This is a genomic window from Plantibacter sp. CFBP 13570 (assembly GCF_014841395.1).
Classification (GTDB): Bacteria; Actinomycetota; Actinomycetes; order Actinomycetales; family Microbacteriaceae; genus Plantibacter; species Plantibacter auratus.
Genome location: NZ_JACYTW010000002.1, coordinates 101,024 through 122,737 on the forward strand (window position 1 = coordinate 101,024; position 21,714 = coordinate 122,737).

Genomic DNA, 21,714 nt, shown 5'->3' on the forward strand with positions numbered 1-21,714 from the left:
CTCGCCGTCCCGCTTCAGACGTGCTCAGTGACCACCACGGCGGTCGTGCCCGGCTCGAGCGCCTCGAAGACGTGCGGCACGTCTCCGGCGTGGGCGAGGTAGTCCCCCGGGCCGAGTTCGACCTCCTCGCCGACGGGCCCGATGGACGCGCGACCGGTGCTGAGGATCCAATGCTCGACGACGCCCGGCATGTGCGGCTCCGAGCGCCTCGGCTCCCCCGGTTCGACGACGATCCGGTAGATGTCCCGTCGGGCGTTCGGCGGGCAGGCCGACAGCACCGTCGCGACATAGTCCGCCCCGGACGCGGCGAGGGTCGGTCCCTCACCGGCACGGATGACCTGGACCGGCCGTCGCACCGGCTCGACCAGGCGGGCGAACGGGACGTCGAGGGTGACGCTGAGTGCCCAGAGGGTCTCGAGACTCGGGTTCCCGAGACCCGCCTCCAGCTGCGAGAGGGTCGACTTCGCAATCCCGGCTCGACGGGCCACCTCCGCGAGTGACAGGCCGGTGCGCTGCCGCTCGCGGGTCAGCGCCGCCGCGACCGCGGCGTGCGGTGCTCCATCGTCGGATGGTTCGACCTGCGTCATGCGTTCGCTCCAAAGTGTTACGCGTTCGATTTGACGAACGCTTGATCGGCGTTCAATATAGTGTACGTGCGTTCGATATGGAGTCACCTCGGCCGGCCGACCACGCGGGCCATCGCGCTGGTCTGTATCGCCGACGGGCTGGTCGGCATCTCCTACGGAGCCGTCGCCGTGCACTCGGGCATCCAGCCCTGGGTCGTGCTGTCGCTCGCCCTGCTCGTCCTCGCCGGCGCATCGGAGATCCTGTTCGTCGGGATCGTCGCGGCCGGCGGGAGTCCGCTCACCGCCGCCCTGGCAGGGCTGCTCGTGAACGCCCGTCACCTGCCGTTCGGCCTCGCGATCCACGAGGTCGTCGGTACGGGCTGGCGTCGCGTGCTCGGGACGCACCTCCTCAACGACGAGTCCGTCGTCTTCGCGCTCGACCAGGACACCCTGGAGCGGAAGCGCGCCGCGTTCTGGGCGTGTGGCCTCGGCATCCTCCTCTGCTGGCCGGCGGGCGCCGCACTCGGAGCCTTCGCCGGCACCGTGATCGAGGACACGGACGCCTTCGGACTCGACGTGATGTTCCCCGCCGTCCTGCTCGCCCTCATCTTCCCCGCCCTCCGCGAGCGCCGGACGCGCCGAGCCGCGCTCGTCGGCGCTGTCGTCGCCGTCGCCGCGACGCCGTTCCTCCCGGCGGGGATCCCCGTCCTGTTGTCGCTCGTCGGTCTCCTGTTCGGCTTCGGCCGGAAGCAGCCGAAGCCGAAGGTCACCGCATGAACCAGTCGATGCTCGTGCTGGTCGGGATCCTGATCCTCGCGGTGGGCACCTACACGTTCCGCCTGGCCGGGCCACTCCTGCGGACCCGCACCGAGGTCTCAGAACGGGTCGAGACGCTGCTCGCGGACGCCGCCATCGTCCTGCTCATGGCGGTGCTCACGACCACGGCCCTGACCCAGGACCAGCAGTTCGCGGGATTCGCGCGACTCTCGGGCGTCCTGGTGGCCGGCGTCCTCGCCTGGAGGAACGCGCCATTCGTCGTCATCGTCCTCGTGGCAGCCCTCACCACGGCGCTCCTCCGCCTGGCAGGCGTCGCCTGAGCCGTCAGATGCCCTGCCAGGCGGGCTTGTTGGCGTACGCGTAGCGGTAGTAGTCGGCGTGCTGCAACTCGGACGCCGCCGCTTCGTCGAGGACCACCGTGGCGCGCGGGTGCAGCTGCACCGCCGAACCGGGGAGGTTCGCTGAGAGCGGCCCCTCGAGCGCGGCGGCGATCGCAGCGGCCTTGCCCGCACCGAAGGCGAGGAGGACGAGGTGCCTCGCACGGAGAATGGTGCCGAGCCCCTGGGTGATGCAGTGCATGGGTACGTCGTCGATCGAGTCGAAGAACCGTGCGTTGTCCCGGCGGGTCTGCTCCGTCAGGGTCTTCACGCGGGTGAGCGAGGCGAACGACGAGCCCGGCTCGTTGAACCCGATGTGGCCGTCGGTCCCGATGCCGAGGATCTGCAGGTCGACGCCGCCGGCGGCCTGGATCGCCGCTTCGTAGTCGGCGCCGGCGTGCTGGATGGTCTCGGCCGCACCGTTCGGCACCTGGATGCGCTCGGGCGCGAGGCCGAGCGGCTCGACGACCTGACGCGTGATGACGGAACGGTACGACTCGGGATGCCCGGCCGGCAGGCCGACGTACTCGTCCAGGGCGAACCCGCGCACCTGCGAGAGGTCGACGCCGCGGGACCGGGTCGCGAGCGCCTCGTAGACGGGGAGCGGTGTCGAACCCGTCGCCAGCCCGAGGACGGCGTCTGGACGGTCCTCGATCAGGGAGACGATCGCCTCCGCGACGAGGGCGCCTGCGGCACCGCTGTCCCCCACGATCACGACTTCAGCCATGCGACGGTTCTCCTCTTCCCACGAGCGCTGCGCCGATCGCCGCGACGGGGGATCCCGTCGGCACGAGGCGCACACGCTGTTCCAATTGCAATGATGCGACGAATCGAGACCCGGCGGCGGATTCGGCCAGAGCCTCGCGGATGACGACGAGCAGTCGCTCGCCGAGAGCGGTGAGTCCTCCTCCGAGGACGATGTCGTCGGCGTCGACGGTGAGGGTCAGTATGCGGACGGCCGCGGCCGCACCGCGACCGAGGCGTGCGCGGAGGGCGATGGCCCGCGGGTCCCCGGCGTCGGCGTGGTCGAAGAGGTCGAGCACCGGCAGCGCCACGTCGGCTCCCCAGGCGGCGGAGACCGCACCACCGGCGGCCATGGTCTCGACGCACCCGCGCTGTCCGCACCCGCAGCGGTCGCCGAGCGGATCGACCGACAGATGCCCGACCTCGCCGGCGACCCCGCTCGAGCCCTGCCAGAGCCGACCGTCCGTGACGATGCCGGCGGCGACGCCCGTGCCGAGGTTGAGGTAGGCCATCGTGCCGGAACCGTCGAGCAGCTGCCAGGCGCCGAGGGCGGCCGCCTTCACATCGTTCTCCACGGCGACGGGGACCCTGAGTCGCTGGGCGAGGATCGCGCCGAGCTCGAGTTCCTCCACGTCGAGGTTGACAGCGTGGGTCACGCGGCCGGTGCCGGGGACGATGAGACCGGGGATGCCGACCCCGACCGAGGTGAAGGCGTCGATCGGGCGCGCGACGGCGTCGGCGAGCCGGCTGACGGCCTCGACGGCGGTCTCGACGACCGCGTCGGGCCCGCGTCCGGTGACCAGCCTGAGCCGGTGCAGGAGAGCGCCATCATCCGTCACGACGACGGCATCGGTCTTCGTGCCGCCGATGTCGAGTCCCACCCTCACGCGGTTCGTCTCCGGAGGGCGTCGTGGCGCGTCTGCATGCTGTGGTTCCTTCGATCCGTGGTGCGACCCGCTCGCACCACCGGTTTGTTCGCCAAGCTTACAAATAAACGGGGCTCGCGTCCATGCCGACGACGACCGCACACGATGATCGGGCCGCGCACGCCTGCGGGTGGCGGGCTCCACCGGGTAGCCTGGAGGCCGACCCGCAGCGCGCGGGCGGGCCCGCCACGGGCACCGAACACGGGGGAATCACACCACCATGAAGAAGAACGCAGCAGCATTCCTCGGCGCGATCGCCGTCTCGGGCCTGCTCCTCACCGGCTGTGCCGGCGGCGCCCAGAGCAAAGAGGATGCGTGCAAGCTCATCCAGTCCGAGGTGACGGAGTCGGCTTCGCAGCTGCAGTCGGGCCTGAGCTCGCTGTCCTCCGACCCTGAGGCGGCCGTCACCCAGCTCGACGACTTCTCCGGAACGTTCAAGGCGGCGGCCGACAAGGTCACGAACGAGGAGGTCAAGACCGCGGCGAACGACTCGGTGAAGGCGCTCAACGACTTCATCGATGTCGCGAAGACGGCTGTCGACGACCCGCAGAACGTCGACCAGACCGGGCTCACCGATTCACTCACGAAGCTCCAGGACGAGTTCACGACGCTCGGCAACACCTGCAGCCTCTAGCTCGACACGACTGACGACGGGCCCCGGATCGACTGATCCGGGGCCCGTCGCCGTCTCCGGGCCGACGGCTACTTCACGGATCCCTCGGTGAGCCCGCCACGCCAGAAGCGTTGCAGCACGATCATCGCGATCGCCAACGGGATGATCGACAACAGCGCGCCGCCGGTCGTCAGCTCGTAGAACTCGGGCAGGCGATCGACCTGGCTCCGCCAGTTGTTGAGGCCCAAGGTGATCGGGTACAGCGTGCTGTCGGACAGCATGACGAGCGGCAGGAAGTAGTTGTTCCAGATGCCGACCAGCTGGAAGAGGAAGACGGTCACGAGCGCGGGCGTGAGGATTTTCAGCCCCACGGTGTGGAAGATCCGCAGCTCGCTCGCGCCGTCGATCCGTGCCGCCTCGATGAGCGAGTCGTCGATCGTCGCGTCGGCGTAGATCCGGCAGAGGAACAACCCGAACGGCGAGACGAGCGACGGCAGGAGCACCGACCAGTACGTGTTCGCGAGCCCCATCTGGCTGAAGAGCAGGAACAGCGGGAGCGCGGTGGCCGTCCCCGGCACGAGGACCCCGCCGAGGATGGCGCCGAAGACGAGGTTGCGCCCGCGGAACCGGTACTTCGCGAGCGCGTACCCCCCTGCGGCGGCGAGGTACGTCGCGATGAGGGCTCCCACGCCCGCGTACAGCACCGAGTTGCCGAACCAGCGGACGAAGATGCCGCCGTCGTAGGTGAGCACCTCGTGGAGGTTCGACCACAATGAGAACTCGGAGCCGAGGAGGAAGCCGTTGCTGCCGAACAGATCCTCGGTGCTCTTGGTCGCAGCGATCACCACCCAGTACACCGGCACCAGGAAGTAGACCGCGACGACGACGAGGACGCCCGTCACGAGCACCCGCATCGCCCTGGATCCACCTGGGCGTCCCTGCTGATCGCTCAGCCGCCGGGCTCGCTTCGACGAGGTCGCGGTCGTGATGCTCCGGGTCTCGCTCATGATGCCCTCCTCGACGTCAGACGCAGGAAGATGAACGACAGCGCGAACGCGACCACGGCGATGAGCACCGCCTGCGCTGCGGCGACGTTGTAGTCGTTGTAGGCGAACGCGGTCGTGTAGGCGCTGAGGTTCGGCGTGTACTCGTTGTCGATCGCGGGCGACACGGTCTGCAGCACCTGGGGCTCGGCGAAGAGCTGGAGCGTGCCGATGATGGAGAACACGGTCGTGAGGATGAGCGCCGGCCGGATGAGCGGGAGCTGGATGCTCATCGCGACGCGGAACGGCCCGGCGCCGTCGACCTTCGCGGCTTCGTACACCTCGCCGGGGATGGCCTTCAACTGGGCGACGATGATCATCATGTTGTAGCCGGTGTAGGTCCACGTCACGATGTTGGCGATGGACCAGAGCACGGTGCCTGCGCCGAGGAAGTCGAGTTCGATCCCCATCGCCCCGGCGAGGTCGATGATCGGGCTGAGTCCCGGGACGTAGAGGAACGACCAGAGGATCGTCGCGATCACGCCGGGGATGCCGTAGGGCAAGAAGTACACGGCGCGGAAGAACCCGGGCCACTTCGCGGAGGCGGACTCGAGGAGGAGCGCCAGCAGGGTGCACAGGGCGATCATGACCGTGACCTGCACGACGCCGAAGAGGAGCATCCGGCCGATCGAGGCGATGAAGTTGCCGTTCTCCAGGGCCTGGGCGTAGTTGGAGAACCACGCGAACTCGGTCGTGACGCCCTCCTCGCCGAAGACGCCCTTCCGTGAGACGCGGAGGAAGCTGCTGCCGATCGCGACGATGATCGGCAGGATGAAGGTGAGGACGAAGAGCGCCAGGAACGGTCCGAGGAGCACCCACGGAGCCGCGACCGAGGTCCGGCGTCGGCGTTGCGCTCCCGACCGCGACGGGTCGTCCGCCACGCCACGAGCCGGGCGTTCCGTGACGGCGCTCACGACGCCGCCTCGATCCGGAGGCCCTTATTGCGGAAGGCGGTGATGACGTCGCGCTGTCCCTGGACCACGGCGTCCACGAGGGTGCCGCCCGAGGCCTTGGCCCGGAACCCGTCGGCGAGGATGTTGAAGGTCTGCTGGGTGAGTGGCCACCACTGCCACTCGTTGTTCTGTTCCTTGGCCGCCGGCACGAAGACCTCCTCGTTGTAGTTCTGGCCACCGAAGAACTCGCTCGGTTGCTGTCGGCGGGCACCGATGTAGGCGTCGTTCGGCGACCACCCGATGCCGGAGTGCTCGATCATGGCGTCGATGCCGGCGTCGCTCGTGGTCATCCACACGGCGAACTCGAGCGCCTCCCTCGGGTGGGCGCTGTTCGCCAGGACGGCAGCCGTGGACCCGCCCTGGAAGGTCGAGCCGTACCCCTCGCTCCCCCACCGCGGCAACGGCGCGACCCGCCACTTGCCCTCGGCCCCTGAGACGCCCTGGAGGAGGGCGTCTCCCCAGCTGGCCCCGGCGAGTGATGCGATCGAGTCCTTCGCCGCAGCGGCGAACCAGGCCGGAGAGAACTGGCTGTAGGAGGTGGTCATGACACCCTCGTCGATGGCCCGGTCGAAGAACCTGGCCGTCTCCAGGGTCGCGTCGTCCGTCATGTCGACGATCCACCGGTCGCCGTCGACGCGGAACCAGGACGCGCCGGCCTGGGTCGCCATCGCCGCGAACCACGACGCGTCGTCGAGGGCGAAGCAATCCAGGTACATGTCGGCCTCGCGCACCGCCCCCGCCACCTGGAACCACTCGTCCCAGGTGGTCGGTGGCTTCGCGCCCACCCGGTCGAGCAGGTCCGGACGGTAGTAGAGCGCCATCGGACCGGAGTCCTGCGGGATCCCGTAGACCCCGTCGACGTAGGAGACCTGATTCCAAAGGGTCTCGTTGTACCGCGACGCGACCTCGTCCGCGCCGTAGCGCCGGAGATCGACCAACCCGTTCACGAGCAGGAACTCGGGAAGCGTCCGCATCTCGACCTGCGCGAGGTCCGGACCACCGCCCGCGGCGAGCGCCGAGTAGAGCTTCTGATACCCGCCGTCGTTGCCTCCGGGGATCCACACGGCCTCGACCTGCACGTTCGGGTGGTCGGCGTTCCAGACGTCGGCGACCTTCTGGAGGTCTTTCAACCAGGCCCAGTACGTGAGCGTGATCCGTTCGCCGGCGGCGGCCGGGGCGATCGTCGGACCGGTGTTCGGCGACACCGTCCCCGGGGTGGAACAGCCCGCCAGGAGTGCGGTCGCACCACCCGCTGCAGCCCAGGCGAGCAACTGTCTTCTCGTCATCGGTGACATCGATGGTCCTCACTTCGTCGTCGAGGTGGTCCATCGACGCTAACACGACCGTTCGCACCGGCGTCGAGACCCGAACGACGGACGGGGCCCGGGAGCGTGTGCTCCCGGACCCCGTCCGTGTGGTGCTGGTGTCGGTCAGGCCGACGTCATCAGGCCAGGCGCGCCTTGAGGTTCGCCGAGATGGTCTCGAGGAACTCTTCGGTCGTCTGGTAGGCCTGGTCGGGGCCGACGAGGAGCGCGAGGTCCTTCGTCATGGCACCGGACTCGACCGTCTTGATGACGACGTCCTCGAGGGTCGCCGCGAACTCGATGAGCTCCTGGTTGCCGTCGAGCACACCTCGGTGCTGCAGGCCACGGGTCCACGCGAAGATCGAGGCGATCGGGTTCGTCGACGTGGGCTTGCCCTGCTGGTGCTGGCGGTAGTGGCGCGTGACGGTGCCGTGTGCGGCCTCAGCCTCGACGATCTTGCCGTCGGGCGTGGCCAGCACGCTCGTCATGAGACCGAGCGAGCCGAAGCCCTGCGCCACGGTGTCGGACTGCACGTCGCCGTCGTAGTTCTTGCAGGCCCAGACGTAACCGCCCTCCCACTTCATGGCCGAGGCGACCATGTCGTCGATGAGTCGGTGCTCGTAGGTGATGCCGGCAGCCTCGAACTGCTCCTTGAACTCCGCGTCGAAGATCTCCTGGAAGATGTCCTTGAACCGGCCGTCGTAGGCCTTGAGAATGGTGTTCTTCGTGGAGAGGTACACCGGGTAGTTGCGGTTCAGGCCGTAGTTGAGGCTGGCACGCGCGAAGTCGCGGATCGAGGCGTCGAGGTTGTACTGCACCTGTGCGATGCCGTCGCCGGGCGACTGGAAGACCTCGAACTTCTGCGGCTCCGAGCCGTCGTCGGGCGTGAACTCGACCGTGAGCTTGCCCTCGCCCTTGAACAGGAAGTCGGTCGCGCGGTACTGGTCGCCGAAGGCGTGGCGGCCGATGATGATCGGCTTGTTCCATCCGGGCACGAGACGCGGGATGTTCGAGATGATGATGGGCTCGCGGAAGATGACGCCGCCGAGGATGTTGCGGATGGTGCCGTTCGGGCTCCGCCACATCTTCTTGAGACCGAACTCCTCGACACGGGCCTCGTCGGGGGTGATGGTCGCGCACTTGACGCCGACGCCGTGCTTCTGGATGGCGTGTGCGGCGTCGATCGTGATCTGGTCGTCCGTCTCGTCACGCTTCTCGATGCCGAGGTCGTAGTACTCGAGGTTCACATCGAGGTAGGGGTGGATGAGCGAGTCCTTGATGAACTGCCAGATGATGCGAGTCATCTCATCGCCGTCGAGTTCGACGACGGTGCCTTCGACCTTGATCTTCGACACTGGTTGTCCTTTCTGATGCCGCCCTGAGCCGAGCGGCCTACGGAGGTGCGCACGCGGTGGAGTGCTCCGCATGGCATGGAGGAGACCGCATCCGAAAGGTGGACGGCACGGCCACGCCCTAGCTTACAAGACCCGCCAGGTCTCTTGACATCGAGACAGTTGCGGATGGCCTGGTTCCGTCCCCGACCCCAGCTGTGGGTCGGCCGTGGAAGTCGGCGGTCACCGCGTGTCGCCCGGGGGCCGGACTATCCGCGGTCGGCTCGACCGGTTAGCCTAAGGACATGGCTGAGCTGCGTCTGGAAGAACTGTCCGCATCGACGATCGTGGCGGTCAACGCGCTCACCATGAAACCCGGGCAGGAGCAGTTCATCGCCCCGGTGTCCTACGCGGTCGCCGCCGCGGTCGTGAACCCCGCCACCTCCTGGCAGCGCGTCATCCTCGACGGCGACGAGGTCGTCGGCTTCATCTCCGCCAACTTCGACCACGAGTCGACGCAGGAGGAGTTCCGCTCCGCCCTGTGGCGCATCAACGTCGACGCCGACGACCAGGGCCGGGGCGTCGGCCGGTTCGCGGTGGCCTCGCTCATCGAGGAGGCCAAGCAGCGTGACTTCGACCACGTCAACGTCATCTACGAGCCCGGTGATCTCGGTCCCGAGGCGTTCTTCCTCCGCGTCGGGTTCACCCCCGTCGGCGAGACCCAGTATGGCGAGACCATCGGCAGCATCAGTCTCTGAGGCCGTGAGCGGGTCGTCACCGACGGACTCGGCTGAGGCGTTCGCCGAGGCCGTACTGGCCGTCGTCGCCGACATCCCCGAGGGTTGCGCCTTGAGCTACGGCCAGGTCGCGTCGATCATCGGGTCGAAGTCGGCTCGTGGCGTCGGTCGCGTGATGGCGCAGTACGGGCATGCCGTGCCCTGGTGGCGAGTCGTCCGGTCGGGCGGTCTCCCTCCGACGGGGCACGAGGATCGCGCGCTCGAGCACTACGAGGCCGAAGGCACACCGATCGTCCCGATGAGCGGCGGGCGATACCGCCTGGGCCGCGAGGCGCTGCTGTACTGACCGGATTCGCGTCCGATCAGCCGGGAAGGTGGATCGAGACGACCGTCCCGGCACCGACCGGGCTCTCGACGCGCATCGTCCCGCCCACGGCGTCGACCCGGTCCGCGAGGCCGCGCAACCCACTCCCCCGCGCAGGATCGGCACCGCCGACCCCGTCGTCCGCAACGACGACCCGGAGCCCGCCGTCGGGGTCGTCGGAGACGACCACCTCGCAGCTGGACGCCCCGGAGTACTTCGTGACGTTGGCCAGGCACTCCGAGACGACGTAGTAGACGGTCGCCTCGATGAGTTGCCCGGGCCGCTCGCGCAGCTCGACGGTGACCCTGGTGACGACGGTGCACCGGCGCCCGAGTTCGGCGATCGCCGGCACCAGTCCCCCCTCGGCCAGGAGCGCCGGATGCAGTCCTCGGGCGAGCTCGCGGAGCTCCTTGATGGCGCTCGCGAGCTGATCGATGGTGGTCTCGAGGCCGTCGGCCAGGGCGAGTTGGCCGTCGGCGCGTGCCGCGTCGCTCGCCATCCGGAGTCGCAGGGCGACGGAGAACAGCTGCTGCTGCGAGCCGTCGTGCAAGTCTCGCTCCGCCCGCCGTCGCGCTTCGTCGGCCGCCTGCACGATGCGCAACCGCGATCGGCTCACCTCCCGCAACGAGTGGCGGAGTTCAGCGGTGAGTCGTTCGTTGTCGATCATGATGCGCAGCGACGCCGACACCGACCGGAGCAACTGCGGGTTGTCGAGCAGTGCCGCGTCGTGCTCGATGTACACGAGCGGCGCGTCCGCATCGCCGACGCTCGACATCGCCCGACCGCGTGGGTCCCGGTCGGTGGTCCGCTGCGATCCCGGCCAGACGAGCCGGGCGGTGCGGTCGCCGAGGACGGTCTTCACCGCACCGTCCCAGCGGTCGTGGCCGGTCTCGCTCAGCTGTCCGGTCTGCACCAGGTCGACGGCCCTGGCGCGGATCGTCCGCATCCGGATGAGACCCGTCGCGTACGCCGCGGGAACGAGCACCACCGAGAACGCGTTGAGGTCCTCGACGAAAAGCCGGAGGTGCTCCGGCCATCCCCCGAGGCGGACGAGGGACCACGCCACCCCGATGACGAGCCACAGCACGAACGCGACCGGCATGATGAAGGCCACCTGTCTGGCCGCTCCGCTGCTCCGCGCCCATCGCAGCAGCACGACACCCGCGACGACGACCGCGAAGGCCCCCATGACACCCGCATGGACCCGACCGAGCACGTCGGCCACGTCTCCGGCGGCGAGGACGGCGTACCGACTCCGCTCGTGGCTCGCGTCGAGCACGTGGTTCGGCGTCACCAGGAGCGTCACGATCGCATAGGTGACGAGGTAGACCGATGCGGTGATGACGAGCCGCTGATCGAAGCCGCGCCGCAGCCGCCCGGCGGGGAAGGCCAGCGCGAGCCACACCAGCGCGACCCCCGGGAGCACGGAGATCGACATGAGGAGCGGCCAGAGCCAGCCCGCGTCGACGCCGTACGCCCACATGTAGGCCGTCTCGGCCAGTGCGTACCCGACGATCACCCACCCCGGAGTGGCCGTCGGAGCCAGCCACCAGATCAGCCCCGCCGCCACCAGCGCCGCGAGGTGGCCCACCAACCAGGGCAGACCGTTGCCGTCGGGAACGCCCGGCTGGACGACGCCGAACACGACCGACAGGACGCACACGAGCGCGGCGGCGAGCAGGATGCCGAGTCGCAGCGGCCACGGCAGTCGACCGCGGCCGGCCGGCGCCGGGATCGGCAGCGACGTCGCCCGTCCGTGTGGGCGACCGTCAGCCATCCGTGTGTTCCAGCCATCGCACGACCGCGAGGACGCGGCGGTGGTCCGCCGGAGAGTCCTCGAGTCCGAGCTTGGCCAGGATGCGACTGATGTGTGCTTCGACGGTCTTCAGACTGACGACCAGCGCCTTCGCGATGCCGGAGTTCGACCGCCCCTCGGCCATGAGGGTGAGGACTTCACGTTCCCGCTCCGTGAGGTGGTCGAGACCGTCCGACCGGGTCCGCTCCGCGACGAGGAGGGAGACGACCTCGGGATCCACGACGGACTCACCCGCCGCCACGCGCTCCACGGCGTCGACGAGCGTCCCGGAGTCGGCGACGCGATCCTTCAGCAGGTAACCGGTGCCACCACCGGAGCCGAGCGCGCGGACCGCGTAGGACGGCACGGCGTAGGTGCTCAGCAGGAGCACCCCGGCGGCGAAGCCCGACGCCCGCAACTGCTCGAGGGCGACGATGCCCTCGTCGGTGTGGGTGGGCGGCATCCGGATGTCGAGCACCACGGCGTCGAGCTGCAGCCCCGCGTCGATGCGATCGACCAGGTCGACCGCCGAGCCGAACGAGCCGACCACGTCGTGACCACCCGCCTTGAGGATCTGCGCGACACCCTCACGGAGGAGCACCGCGTCGTCCGCGACGGCGACACGCAGCGAACGCGGTTCCAGACTGGTCATCCGCTCATTGTGGCAGGTCGACGAGACGAGGTGTAGTGCCCACGGGGTCACTCCGTCACCGGAGGACCCCGTGGACACGCCTGCGCGGTCCTGGTCAGCCGACCGAAGACCGCCAGGCGGCGTGCATCGCGGCGAACCGACCCGTCCCGCCGATGAGCTCCGCGGGCGCGCCGTCCTCGATCACCCGGCCGTGCTCCATCACGAGCACCCGGTCGGCGATCGCGACGGTCGACAACCGGTGCGCGATGATGATCGCGGTACGGTCCGCGAGCAGGGTCTGCAGCGCCTCCTGAACGAGTCGCTCGCTCGGGATGTCGAGCGAAGCGGTCGCTTCATCGAGGATCAGCACGGCCGGATCCGCGAGGAACGCCCGTGCGAACGACAGGAGCTGCCGCTGGCCGGCCGAGACCCGACCACCGCGCTTGTTCACGTCGGTGTCGTAGCCGTTCGGCAGCGCCTCGATGAAGGTGTGCGCGCCGACGGCCTTCGCTGCGGTGGTGATCTCCTCGATCGTCGCGTCGGGCTTGCCCAACGCGATGTTGTCGGCGACCGAGCCGGAGAACAGGTACGCCTCCTGCGTCACCATGACGATCGCCCGACGGAGGTCCTTCGGGTGCAGGTCGCGCAGGTCGATGCCGTCGAGGCGCACCGCACCGTCGGTCGGGTCGTAGAACCGACTGATGAGCTTCGCGAGCGTCGATTTGCCCGCACCGGTCGTGCCGACGAGCGCGATGGTCTGCCCTGCGGGGATCTCGAGGTCGAACTTCGGGAGCACCACCCGGTCGGCGGCGTACGCGAACGTCACGTCGTCGAAGGTGATCCGTCCCTGCGCCGTCCACAGGTCGACCGGCGCGACCGGGTCTGGCACCCCGGGACGCTCCTCGAGCACGCCGGAGATCTTCTCGAGTGCCGCCGCGGCCGACTGGTAGGAGTTGTAGAACATCGCCATCTCCTCCATCGGGTCGAAGAACCGGCGCGTGTAGAGGAGCGCCGCGAGCAGCGCTCCGATCGCGAGCTGTCCGTCCGCGACGCGGAACCCGCCGACGAGGAGCACCACGGCGACGGAGACGTTGCCGATGAACACCAGTCCGGGATCGAACACCCCGAACAGCTGGATGACCCGGGCATTGGTGTCGCGGTACTGCTCCACGAGCTCGCCGAACGCGCGCTCGTTCCGCCGCTCCTTCCGGAACGCCTTCACGGCACGGATGCCGGTCATCGCCTCCACGAAGAACACGATGAGCTTCGCCGACCGGACCCGCGACTCGCGGAACATCCGCTGCGAGCGGAGCTGGAACCAGCGCGTGAGCACGAACAGCGGGATGAGCGACCCGAGCAGCACCAGCCCGCTGACCCAGTCCACGAGGACGAGGGCCACGGCCGTGAAGCCCATGTACAGCACGCCGGACACGAGCTGGTTGATGCCGGAGTCGAGCAGCTCGCGGATGGAGTCGAGGTCGCTCGTCTGCCGGGAGATGATGCGACCCGAGGTGTAGCTCTCATGGAAGTCGAGGCTGAGCCGCTGTGTCTGCAGGAACACGCGCTTCCGCAGGTCGATCAGGATCGCCTGGCTGATCCGAGCGGCGAGCACGGTGTACCAGGAGATCAGCGTCGCACCGGCGGCGCCGGTCAGCAGGTACGCGCCGACCACGAGGAAGGCCGGCATCCAGTCGGCGCGTTCCAGGACGGCCGGGAGGGCGCGGTCGATGCCGAGGGCGATCAGCGCGGGCCCGGCGACCTGGGCGGCGGTCGACACCACGACGATGGTCATAGCGGCGATCACGCGCAGGCGCAGGGGCGCGAGCAGCGATCCGAGCAGGCGCAGCGAACGGCGCCGGATGTGCGCGGACTCGTCACGGGTGAGGTCGTCGCGCTCCTCACCCTCCACTCCGTGGACGGTCGTCGGCGGGGTCACAGGTTCACCTCCTGGCGGTTGGACTCTCGTTCGTCGTCTTCCAGACTCGAGATCACGTAGCGGTAATGGGCGTTGTGCTGCAGCAGCTCGGTATGGCGACCCACCGCGGTGATGCGACCGTCCTCGAGGAGGGCGACGCGGTCGGCGAGGGTGACGGTGCTCGGTCGGTGGGCGACGATGAGGGCCGTGGTCGAGGCGAGCACTCGGCGGAGTGCCGCCTCGACGAGCGCCTCGGTGTCGACGTCGAGCGCCGACAACGGGTCGTCCAGGACCAGTACCTCCGGCCGCGCAGCCACCGCTCGGGCGAGTGCGAGCCGCTGACGCTGCCCACCGGACAGGCTGAGCCCCTCCTCACCGACCAACGTCTCCACACCGTTCGGCAGTTCGTCGACGAACCGGGCCTGGGCGATGTCGAGCGCCTCGCGCAGGATCCGATCGGCCTCCGCGGAGTCGAGGTCGATGTCGTCCCGCCCGAGGAGGACGTTCTCCTTGACGCTCGCGGAGAAGAGGGTCGCATCCTCGAACGCCATCGCGATGTGCCGGCGCAGGTCCTCCCGGGTGAGCGCGCGGATGTCGACCCCGTCGAGCAGGATCCGCCCGCCCGTGACGTCGTACAGGCGGGTGGTCAGTGCCGTGATCGTCGACTTCCCGGAGCCCGTCAGACCGACGAGTGCCATGGTCTCCCCCGGCTCGAGCCGGAGGTCGACGCCGTTCACCACGTCCGCGTAGCGGTCGGGTGCGTCCTGGTAGCGGAAGTGCACGTCCTCGAACACGAGCTCACCACGCGGTTCACGGATGCGCTCGGGGTGTTCGGGGTCGGTGATCGTGTTGACCGAGTCGATGACCTCGAAATACCGGTCGGTCGCCGTACGGGTGTCGAAGGTCATCGCGAGCAGGAAGCCGATCGACTCGATCGGGAACCGCAGGATCGTGGCCGTCGCGAAGAAGGCGAACAGCTGACCGACGGTGAGTTCGCCGATCGACGCGAGCCAGACCCCCGCCAACAGGCAGAGCGCGAAGGCGACGTCGGGCAACAGGACCAGCCAGAACCAGATCCCCGCGATGGCCTTCGCCTTCTCGATCTCGGTGCCCCGCAGGTCCTCGGCGCGCGACGCGAAGCTCCGCAGGGCGTGCTTGCCTCGACCGAACGCCTTGAGCACCCGGATGCCGTGGACGGACTCCTCGACGGCGGTCGCCAGGTCACCGGCCTGGTCCTGGCTGCGCCGGGCGATCACCGAGTACCGCCCCTCGAAGGTGAACCCGAACACCCACACGGGGATGGCGAGCGCGATGAAGATGAGTCCGAGCAGCCAGTTCCAGGTGAACAGGATGACCGCACCGATGACGATCGTGACACCGTTGACGATCAGGAGCACGAAGCCGAACGAGATCCACCGGCGGATGAGTCCGAGGTCGCTGACGGCGCGCGAGAGCAGCTGCCCGCTCTGCCAGCGGTCGTGGAAGGTCACGGGGAGGTCCTGCAGCTTGGCGAACAGCGCATTGCGCATCCGCGCCTCGACGTGCGTCCCAGGAGTCAGGACGAACCAGCGGCGCAGCGCGATCATGACCGCCTCGAGGACACCGAGCGCGAGGACCACGAGCACCGCCGGCCAGATCTGCGAGGAGTCGCCGGTCGAGAGCGGGCCGTCGACGAGGGCCTGCAGCACGAGCGGGATCGCGAGCGCCACCAGGCCGGCGACGAGCGCGGCGACCATGCCGAGCACGATCCGCGGCATGGCCGTCTTCGCGAACGGGTAGATCCGCATCAGGGCACGGAAGGTGCTCTGACGCGGTTGGACAGGACGGCGTTCATCGCCGAGCGGAGTCATTGCGAGGATTCCTTGCGAGAGTGTCGGTGACGTCGATCACCGACGGAATGATGGTCGTGGAACGGCCGGACGGCGAGGTCGCTGTGCGAGGTCGCAGCATCCGGTGACGGGCCCGGACGAGGCCGGACGGATGGTGAGGTGGACTGCCTGGCGCTCGTGCTAAGCGTCGGCGTCCGCTGCGGCGTCGCGTCCGGCTGGCGCCGGGACGGCCACCGGGCGGCGGCTCGAGGCGGAGCGTGCACGATCGACCGTCGGCGCGAGCGCGGTGTGGTTCGAGAGCGTCATGGCATCCTCCTCATCCTGTGGGGCGAGAGCCGCGGGCCGGGTGCACAGGTCGCACTCGAACGCGGACGGCGACCGATCACGGTGAACGAGGTTCGGCGCAGCAGACCAGACTATGGGAATCGGCCGTCGGGCTGCAAGGGATCCATGCGGTTGCACGCACCGGACCGGGTGCGCTCGTCGTCAGGAGGTCGGTTCGTCGACGATGCCGACGAAGGCTCCGATGCCGTCGACCTCGCGCCGACGGGCGCCCTCAGGCACCGGAGGCAGCTCGTCGGCGCCGTGCCAGGAGCAGCTCACCATCGAGAACTCCGGCCACCACTTCTTCGGGCGGAGCGTCTCACTGGTGCCGCAGATCGTGCACCGCAACTCCACCCAGACCGGCCGTTTCCCGGTCCGGTTCGCGCGTGACTGCACGTACCAGGCCGGCGGGTCGGCCAGGAACGCCGCCAACTGGTCCGTCGACCAGAACGGCGGGATCCCGTGGTGCCTGGCCATCTCGAGCGGGATGTCCAGTCGCTGCGCGACGGTCCTCCGGCTCAGATCCCGACCCCCGCGCGCTCCAGCCTGCTGCTCCACGATCGACTCAGCTGACCCGCACGGACAGGCAGGTCACGCAGCCCTCGAGCTTCTCGAACTCGCTGATGTCCACCTGGACCACGGTGTAGCCGCGGTCCTCGAGCAGCGCAGCCGTCTTGGGAGCGGCGGCGGAGATGAGCACGGTGTCCTCCGCGAGTCCGACCACTGCGACGCCCTCGCGCTCGGGCACGACGAGGTGGCGACCGAAGAAGGACGGGTCCTCGACGAGGTCGGGGTGGACGAGCACGGTCCCGTCGGGGAGCGCGGTGACGGTCGACTTCAGGTGGAGGGCGGTCGTGACGGGGACCGCCACGACGTTGAACCCGAGCGGCGCGAGGATGGCTCGGAGCTGCCGGACGCCTTCGGCGTTGGTGCGGCCGCTGCGACCGACGTAGACGGTCGTGCCGACCCGGAGGACGTCGCCGCCCTCGAGGGTGCCTTCGCCCTCGATGCGGTGGATCCGGAGGCCGAGCTCACGGGCGGTGGTCTCGGCTGCAACGACCTCGGGGCGACGGCTCTCGGCGCCCGGTCGGGTCACCACGGCGACGTCGCCGATCACGATGACGGCGTCCTCGATGAAGACGGAGTCGGCGAGCTGGTCGGCCCAGGAGACCTCGGTGGTGTCCCAGCCGGCGGCGTCGAACGCTGCGACGTACGCGTCCCACTGCTTGTCGGCGAGTTCGGTGTCGATCGGCGTGCGCTCCAGGTGCGTCACGAGGCCTTCAGCAAGGTTGGAGGCGGGCATCCGCACGAGTGCGATGCGGCGTCCGTCGTCGAGCACGGCGTCCTGCGTGCGGACGACCATCCAGTACACGGGGTATCCGATGAAGGCCGCGGAGAGCGCGACGACGACCACGAAGACGAGGTTGAGGCTGATGAGCGTCGCGACGATGCTGCCGAGCACGGTGCTGTCGATGGGCTGCCCCGTCGTCGCCACCTGGACGATGAGCCCGAGGAGCGCTCCGATGACGGCGAGGGCGGCGCCGCCCAGCAGGGCGAGGAGTCGGTACCGGTAGAGGCCGACGACGCCCACGATCAGCAGCAGCACGAAGGTGATGATCGTGCTCTCGAAGAAGTACGGACTCGCCTGGGCGAAGATCGTCCCGGCGAACTGGTAGCCGACGAACGTGACGAACATGACCCCCAGGAAGCCCACGACGATGGTCGCGACGGCGGCGGCGGCGGATGCGATGAGCTTGCGGCTCCAGGTGGCAGTCATTCGACAACCGTAGCTCAACGACACAGCGGCGTCGGGCCACGAGGGCCCGACGCCGCTGGGAGATCACCAGGAGCCTGCCCAGAACCCCCACAGGGGCGGGCGGCACGGCCTAGTGGAAGAAGTGACGCTCCCCCGTGAAGTACATGGTCACGCCGGCGGCTTCGGCCGCAGCGATGACCTCTTCGTCGCGGACGGAACCACCGGGCTGCACGACCGCGCGCACACCGGCGTCGAGCAGGACCTGCAGGCCGTCGGCGAACGGGAAGAAGGCGTCCGAGGCCGCGACGGAACCCGCGGCACGGTCACCGGCTCGGCTCACGGCGAGGTGGCAGGAGTCGACGCGGTTGACCTGCCCCATGCCGACGCCCACGCTCGCGCTCCCCTTGGCGAGCAGGATGCCGTTGGACTTCACCGAGCGGCACGCCTTCCACGCGAAGATGAGGTCGAGCAGGGTGTCGTCGTCGGCGGGTTCGCCAGTGACAAGCGTCCAGCCCTTGGCGGTGTCCTGGGGGTCGTCGGCGAAGCGGTCCGCGTCCTGGTAGAGCAGGCCACCCGAGATCTGCCGGACCTCGCGGTCCTCGCGCACGAAGTCCTCCGGCAGCTGCAGGAGCCGCAGGTTCTTCTTCGTCTTGAGCACCTCCAACGCGGCGTCCTCGAAGCCCGGGGCGACGAGCACCTCGGTGAAGATCTCCTTGACCGTCTCGGCCATGCCGAGGGTCACGACGCGGTTGGCCGCGATGACGCCGCCGAAGGCGGAGACCGGGTCGCACTCGTGCGCCCGACGGTGGGCCGAGGCGATCGGGTCGGGTGCCTTCGGGTTCGCGAAGGCGATACCGCACGGGTTCGCGTGCTTGATGATCGCGACGGCGGGGTTGGCGAAGTCGTAGGCCGCGCGGACTGCCGCGTCGGCGTCGACGTAGTTGTTGTACGACATCTCCTTGCCGTGCAACTGCGTCGCCTGGGCGATCCCGGCACCGCCCGGACGGACGTACAGCGCCGCGGCCTGGTGCGAGTTCTCGCCGTAGCGCAGCACCGCCTCGCGACGACCGGTGACGGTCAGCGTGCTGGGGAAGGCCTCGGCTGCGGTCGTCTCCGTGCTCGCGAACCACGCGGACACAGCCGCGTCGTAGGAGGCGGTGTGGTCGAAGGCCTGCGCGGCGAGCGAGCGACGCTGAGCGAGCGTGGTGCCGCCGGCGGCGACGGCCTCGGTGATCAGCCCGTAGCGCTCGGGAGAGACCACGATCGCGACGTTGGCGTGGTTCTTCGCCGAGGCGCGCACCATCGCCGGTCCACCGATGTCGATCTGCTCGACGACGTCGTCACCGGCTGCGCCGCTCGCGACCGTCTCGACGAAGGGGTACAGGTTCACGACGACGAGCTGGAACGGCTCGATGCCGAGCTCGGCGAGCTGGGCCTCGTGGGATTCGAGCCGCAGGTCGGCGAGGAGTCCGGCGTGCACCGAGGGGTGCAGGGTCTTGACCCGACCGTCGAGCGACTCGGGGAATCCGGTGACCTCGGACACATCGGTCACCGTGTGGCCCGCACCGCGGATGGTCGCCGCGGTGGACCCGGTGGAGACGATCTCGACGCCCGCTGCGGCGAGTGCGCCGGCGAGCTCGAGCAGCCCGGTCTTGTCGCTGACCGAGATCAGCGCCCGGCGGACGGGGACGAGGTCGCGTTCGCGGTAGAGGCTGTGGTCGTGGCTGGGACCGCTCATGACTGGGGTGCTCCTTCTGCTGGCGGGCGGGACGCCGTGGAGAGCGCCTCGAGGTCGATGGTTCCGGTGGCGAGGTCGCGGACGGCCTGGACGAGGAGTCGACGCTCCACCGGCTTGATCCGCTCGTGGAGGCTGTGCTCCGTGTCTTCGGGCAGGACGGGGACGCGCTCCTGCGAGATGATCGGTCCAGCGTCGACGCCGTTGTCGACGACGATGATCGATGCCCCGGTCTGCGAGGCGCCTGCCGCCAGGGCGTCCCGGACGCCGTGCGCACCCGGGAACTCGGGGAGGTACGCGGGGTGCGTGTTGATGATGCGCGGCGAGAGGGCGTCGACGACGACGGGCGGCAGGAGGCGCATGAGGCCGCTGAGGACGAGGACGTCCGGGTTCCAGACCCGGATCTGTTCGAGGAGGGCCGCGCCCCATTCCGCCCGCGAGTCGAAGGACGAGTAGGGGACGGTGAACGACGGGATGCCGAACTCCTCAGCGTGGGCGAGGCCGTCAGCCTCCCGATCGGCACCGACGGCGATGACGCGAGCGGGGAAATCCGCGTCGCGTGAGGCTTCGAGGAGGGCGCGGAGATTGGATCCGCCACCGGAGATCAGCACGACGAGTGACAGCACCAGAGCATCCTATCGGTCGCGGGCACCCCGGCCGCTCGGCTGGGCGTGCAGCTCCGGGAGGCGGTCCTCCTCGGCGAGATGCGTCGGACCGGCCGCCATGCCGACCACGGCCGCGATCCCGACCGTCAGCGTGGTCCACAGGCCCGTCGCCCAACCGTTCGGGCCGACCTCGATGAGGCGGCCTGGGCCTGCCGCGCCCGCCGAGAGGGCGGCGAGGACACCGACGATGATGCCCGCTGTGACCCCGACGCCGAGACCGACGACCGCCAGCCGTGCGAGCCCGCCACGCCCGTCGAGGTCGACGAGCAGACGACGGCGCAGCACCACGGCAGCGGCGAATCCGATGACGACCGGGACCACGAGGACCGCGAAACCGAGTGGGCTCTCCCCCGTCGGGATGGCGCCGAGGACCGGCACGGCCGGCATGGGCCCGACGAGCGTGCCGATCGGCGAGATCGCCGTGCCGCTCCCGATGGCGAAGCCCGCGCCGGTGATCCAGCTCATGGCCCAGATCACGAGGTTCGGCAGGTACAGGAGTTCGGCGCCGGTGACGATGGCACCGCCCAGGACGCCGAACTGCGCGCTCTCATGCAGGGAGATGATGGCGCCGTAGCCGACGGCGATGAGGATGGCGGTCAGGACCGCGGAGACCGCCACGAGTCCGGTGGCGGCGAGTGCTCCACCACGCAGCGCCGCGACGACCATCGACCAGGTCCCGTCCGGCATCCGGTCCCGCATCGCGCGGAGTCCGTCGAGGATCGGATCGACCGCGTCCTGCTCTCGGAACCGGACCCACAGCGCGGCGACCACGACCCCGCCTGCGAAGCGCACGGTCGGCGCGAGGGTCCCCTGGACGATCGAGGGACGCACCGCCGGGTGGAGGGCGGTGAGGGTCACGAGGAACGAGAGCAGGGCGAACACGAGCACCGACAGCACGACGGCACCCTGCCACCAAGTGCTGCGTGCCGCGCGGGCCCCGGTGCGCAGGCCGAACAGGACCGTGCCGATCGTGAAGGCGAGGGGCGCCAGGGAGACGAGGAACGGTTCCATCCCGGCAGGCAGGCCGAGCTGCGTGACGAGGGCCGTGTCGAGGGAGATGCGCATGCTCGAGCCGTTGCCGAGCGCCCAGATGTCGACGGCCCCCCGCCAGAGCGCGGCGGGGTCGACGTCCAACTGGAAGTGCAGGGCCCACAGGGCGAGGAGTGGGACGAGTGCGACACCGATGCCGATGGCCACGGCGAGGGTGGCATCGAGGGCGGCGAGGAGGGCGACGGTCAGACGGTTCATGCGCCTTCGACCCTACCTGGAGCCGCGCGTGCGGACGGTCAGGCACACGGCGTGCGTGGGCCGAAACGCCACGACGCGACG

The 21,714-nt window shown here is 69.4% G+C and carries 22 protein-coding genes; 5 read left to right on the forward strand and 17 right to left on the reverse strand.

Features of this window, described 5'->3' with window-relative positions:
- Positions 1 to 14: 14 nt before the first annotated feature.
- Positions 15 to 587 (reverse strand): helix-turn-helix domain-containing protein, encoded by a 573-nt coding sequence (locus IFT89_RS01510; RefSeq protein ID WP_071259444.1) that lies wholly within the window; start codon positions 585 to 587, stop codon positions 15 to 17.
- Between the two features lie 66 nt (positions 588 to 653).
- On the opposite strand from IFT89_RS01510, the gene IFT89_RS01515 reads away from it, so the two are divergent.
- Positions 654 to 1,343 carry an AzlC family ABC transporter permease gene (locus IFT89_RS01515; protein ID WP_202938017.1) on the forward strand — a complete coding sequence of 230 codons (690 nt, stop codon included), beginning with the start codon at positions 654 to 656 and terminating at the stop codon, positions 1,341 to 1,343.
- Positions 1,340 to 1,663 (forward strand): AzlD domain-containing protein, encoded by a 324-nt coding sequence (locus IFT89_RS01520; protein ID WP_202938018.1) that lies wholly within the window; start codon positions 1,340 to 1,342, stop codon positions 1,661 to 1,663. Before IFT89_RS01515 ends, IFT89_RS01520 begins: the two co-directional genes overlap by 4 nt.
- A 4-nt stretch (positions 1,664 to 1,667) precedes the next feature.
- Here the strand turns inward: IFT89_RS01520 and IFT89_RS01525 are convergent, their stop codons facing one another.
- Both IFT89_RS01525 and IFT89_RS01530 read right to left on the reverse strand, forming a co-directional pair.
- On the reverse strand, positions 1,668 to 2,447 hold the full coding sequence (locus IFT89_RS01525) for a glucosamine-6-phosphate deaminase (RefSeq protein WP_202938019.1): 780 nt from the start codon (positions 2,445 to 2,447) through the stop codon (positions 1,668 to 1,670).
- Positions 2,440 to 3,351 carry an ROK family protein gene (locus tag IFT89_RS01530; protein WP_202938020.1) on the reverse strand — a complete coding sequence of 304 codons (912 nt, stop codon included), beginning with the start codon at positions 3,349 to 3,351 and terminating at the stop codon, positions 2,440 to 2,442. The genes IFT89_RS01525 and IFT89_RS01530 overlap by 8 nt, the downstream gene beginning before the upstream one ends.
- A 259-nt stretch (positions 3,352 to 3,610) precedes the next feature.
- On the opposite strand from IFT89_RS01530, the gene IFT89_RS01535 reads away from it, so the two are divergent.
- Positions 3,611 to 4,024, forward strand: coding sequence for a hypothetical protein (locus tag IFT89_RS01535; protein ID WP_191940654.1), 414 nt, complete (start codon positions 3,611 to 3,613; stop codon positions 4,022 to 4,024).
- Between the two features lie 68 nt (positions 4,025 to 4,092).
- Here IFT89_RS01535 and IFT89_RS01540 read toward each other — a convergent pair whose 3' ends face one another.
- From IFT89_RS01540 to IFT89_RS01555, 4 genes are all read right to left on the reverse strand, one after another.
- Positions 4,093 to 4,917: a carbohydrate ABC transporter permease gene (locus IFT89_RS01540; RefSeq protein ID WP_244650533.1), complete on the reverse strand. Its 825-nt coding sequence runs from the start codon at positions 4,915 to 4,917 to the stop codon at positions 4,093 to 4,095.
- Positions 4,918 to 5,006: 89 nt separating this feature from the next.
- Entirely contained in the window at positions 5,007 to 5,960 is a 954-nt protein-coding gene (locus tag IFT89_RS01545) for a carbohydrate ABC transporter permease (protein ID WP_371742722.1), read from the reverse strand.
- Positions 5,957 to 7,294: an ABC transporter substrate-binding protein gene (locus tag IFT89_RS01550; protein WP_202938022.1), complete on the reverse strand. Its 1,338-nt coding sequence runs from the start codon at positions 7,292 to 7,294 to the stop codon at positions 5,957 to 5,959. Before IFT89_RS01550 ends, IFT89_RS01545 begins: the two co-directional genes overlap by 4 nt.
- A gap of 149 nt (positions 7,295 to 7,443) precedes the next feature.
- Entirely contained in the window at positions 7,444 to 8,658 is a 1,215-nt protein-coding gene (locus tag IFT89_RS01555) for an NADP-dependent isocitrate dehydrogenase (protein ID WP_079705296.1), read from the reverse strand.
- Between the two features lie 281 nt (positions 8,659 to 8,939).
- Here IFT89_RS01555 and IFT89_RS01560 point away from each other — a divergent pair, with 281 nt between their 5' ends.
- Together IFT89_RS01560 and IFT89_RS01565 are read left to right on the forward strand one after the other, a co-directional pair.
- Positions 8,940 to 9,392, forward strand: a complete 453-nt coding sequence (locus IFT89_RS01560) for a GNAT family N-acetyltransferase (RefSeq protein WP_079705295.1) — start codon at positions 8,940 to 8,942, stop codon at positions 9,390 to 9,392.
- Between the two features lie 4 nt (positions 9,393 to 9,396).
- On the forward strand, positions 9,397 to 9,717 hold the full coding sequence (locus IFT89_RS01565; protein ID WP_064296644.1) for an MGMT family protein: 321 nt from the start codon (positions 9,397 to 9,399) through the stop codon (positions 9,715 to 9,717).
- Between the two features lie 16 nt (positions 9,718 to 9,733).
- Here the strand turns inward: IFT89_RS01565 and IFT89_RS01570 are convergent, their stop codons facing one another.
- From IFT89_RS01570 to IFT89_RS01610, 10 genes are all read right to left on the reverse strand, one after another.
- Entirely contained in the window at positions 9,734 to 11,512 is a 1,779-nt protein-coding gene (locus tag IFT89_RS01570) for a sensor histidine kinase (RefSeq protein ID WP_202938024.1), read from the reverse strand.
- Entirely contained in the window at positions 11,505 to 12,182 is a 678-nt protein-coding gene (locus IFT89_RS01575; protein WP_123539688.1) for a LuxR C-terminal-related transcriptional regulator, read from the reverse strand. The genes IFT89_RS01570 and IFT89_RS01575 overlap by 8 nt, the downstream gene beginning before the upstream one ends.
- Positions 12,183 to 12,276: 94 nt before the next feature.
- Entirely contained in the window at positions 12,277 to 14,097 is a 1,821-nt protein-coding gene (locus IFT89_RS01580; RefSeq protein WP_202938025.1) for an ABC transporter ATP-binding protein, read from the reverse strand.
- Positions 14,094 to 15,926 carry an ABC transporter ATP-binding protein gene (locus tag IFT89_RS01585; protein WP_202938026.1) on the reverse strand — a complete coding sequence of 611 codons (1,833 nt, stop codon included), beginning with the start codon at positions 15,924 to 15,926 and terminating at the stop codon, positions 14,094 to 14,096. The genes IFT89_RS01580 and IFT89_RS01585 overlap by 4 nt, the downstream gene beginning before the upstream one ends.
- A gap of 159 nt (positions 15,927 to 16,085) precedes the next feature.
- On the reverse strand, positions 16,086 to 16,211 hold the full coding sequence (locus tag IFT89_RS20475) for a hypothetical protein (RefSeq protein WP_256377204.1): 126 nt from the start codon (positions 16,209 to 16,211) through the stop codon (positions 16,086 to 16,088).
- A 180-nt stretch (positions 16,212 to 16,391) separates the two neighbouring features.
- Entirely contained in the window at positions 16,392 to 16,706 is a 315-nt protein-coding gene (locus IFT89_RS01590; protein ID WP_159880207.1) for a hypothetical protein, read from the reverse strand.
- Between the two features lie 88 nt (positions 16,707 to 16,794).
- A complete protein-coding gene (gene ddaH, locus IFT89_RS01595; RefSeq protein WP_202938027.1) occupies positions 16,795 to 18,006 on the reverse strand; it encodes a dimethylargininase in 1,212 nt (403 codons plus the stop codon).
- 109 nt (positions 18,007 to 18,115) lie between these two features.
- On the reverse strand, positions 18,116 to 19,723 hold the full coding sequence (purH, locus tag IFT89_RS01600) for a bifunctional phosphoribosylaminoimidazolecarboxamide formyltransferase/IMP cyclohydrolase (RefSeq protein WP_159877997.1): 1,608 nt from the start codon (positions 19,721 to 19,723) through the stop codon (positions 18,116 to 18,118).
- Positions 19,720 to 20,346: a phosphoribosylglycinamide formyltransferase gene (purN, locus tag IFT89_RS01605; RefSeq protein WP_085510275.1), complete on the reverse strand. Its 627-nt coding sequence runs from the start codon at positions 20,344 to 20,346 to the stop codon at positions 19,720 to 19,722. The genes purH and purN overlap by 4 nt, the downstream gene beginning before the upstream one ends.
- 9 nt (positions 20,347 to 20,355) lie before the next feature.
- Positions 20,356 to 21,633, reverse strand: a complete 1,278-nt coding sequence (locus tag IFT89_RS01610; RefSeq protein ID WP_159877993.1) for a cell division protein PerM — start codon at positions 21,631 to 21,633, stop codon at positions 20,356 to 20,358.
- Between the last annotated feature and the right edge of the window lie 81 nt (positions 21,634 to 21,714).

Excerpts from the sequence above, each read along its gene's own strand:
- IFT89_RS01510 (WP_071259444.1), bottom strand. The coding sequence starts at position 587 with ATGACGCAGGTCGAACCATCCGACGATGGAGCACCGCACGCCGCGGTC.
- IFT89_RS01520 (WP_202938018.1), top strand. The coding sequence starts at position 1,340 with ATGAACCAGTCGATGCTCGTGCTGGTCGGGATCCTGATCCTCGCGGTG.
- IFT89_RS01525 (WP_202938019.1), bottom strand. The coding sequence starts at position 2,447 with ATGGCTGAAGTCGTGATCGTGGGGGACAGCGGTGCCGCAGGCGCCCTC.
- IFT89_RS01535 (WP_191940654.1), top strand. The coding sequence starts at position 3,611 with ATGAAGAAGAACGCAGCAGCATTCCTCGGCGCGATCGCCGTCTCGGGC.
- IFT89_RS01540 (WP_244650533.1), bottom strand. The coding sequence starts at position 4,917 with ATGCGGGTGCTCGTGACGGGCGTCCTCGTCGTCGTCGCGGTCTACTTC.
- IFT89_RS01550 (WP_202938022.1), bottom strand. The coding sequence starts at position 7,294 with ATGTCACCGATGACGAGAAGACAGTTGCTCGCCTGGGCTGCAGCGGGT.
- IFT89_RS01560 (WP_079705295.1), top strand. The coding sequence starts at position 8,940 with ATGGCTGAGCTGCGTCTGGAAGAACTGTCCGCATCGACGATCGTGGCG.
- IFT89_RS01570 (WP_202938024.1), bottom strand. The coding sequence starts at position 11,512 with ATGGCTGACGGTCGCCCACACGGACGGGCGACGTCGCTGCCGATCCCG.
- IFT89_RS01575 (WP_123539688.1), bottom strand. The coding sequence starts at position 12,182 with ATGACCAGTCTGGAACCGCGTTCGCTGCGTGTCGCCGTCGCGGACGAC.
- IFT89_RS01585 (WP_202938026.1), bottom strand. The coding sequence starts at position 15,926 with ATGACTCCGCTCGGCGATGAACGCCGTCCTGTCCAACCGCGTCAGAGC.
- IFT89_RS20475 (WP_256377204.1), bottom strand. The coding sequence starts at position 16,211 with ATGACGCTCTCGAACCACACCGCGCTCGCGCCGACGGTCGATCGTGCA.
- IFT89_RS01590 (WP_159880207.1), bottom strand. The coding sequence starts at position 16,706 with ATGGCCAGGCACCACGGGATCCCGCCGTTCTGGTCGACGGACCAGTTG.
- ddaH (WP_202938027.1), bottom strand. The coding sequence starts at position 18,006 with ATGACTGCCACCTGGAGCCGCAAGCTCATCGCATCCGCCGCCGCCGCC.
- purH (WP_159877997.1), bottom strand. The coding sequence starts at position 19,723 with ATGAGCGGTCCCAGCCACGACCACAGCCTCTACCGCGAACGCGACCTC.
- IFT89_RS01610 (WP_159877993.1), bottom strand. The coding sequence starts at position 21,633 with ATGAACCGTCTGACCGTCGCCCTCCTCGCCGCCCTCGATGCCACCCTC.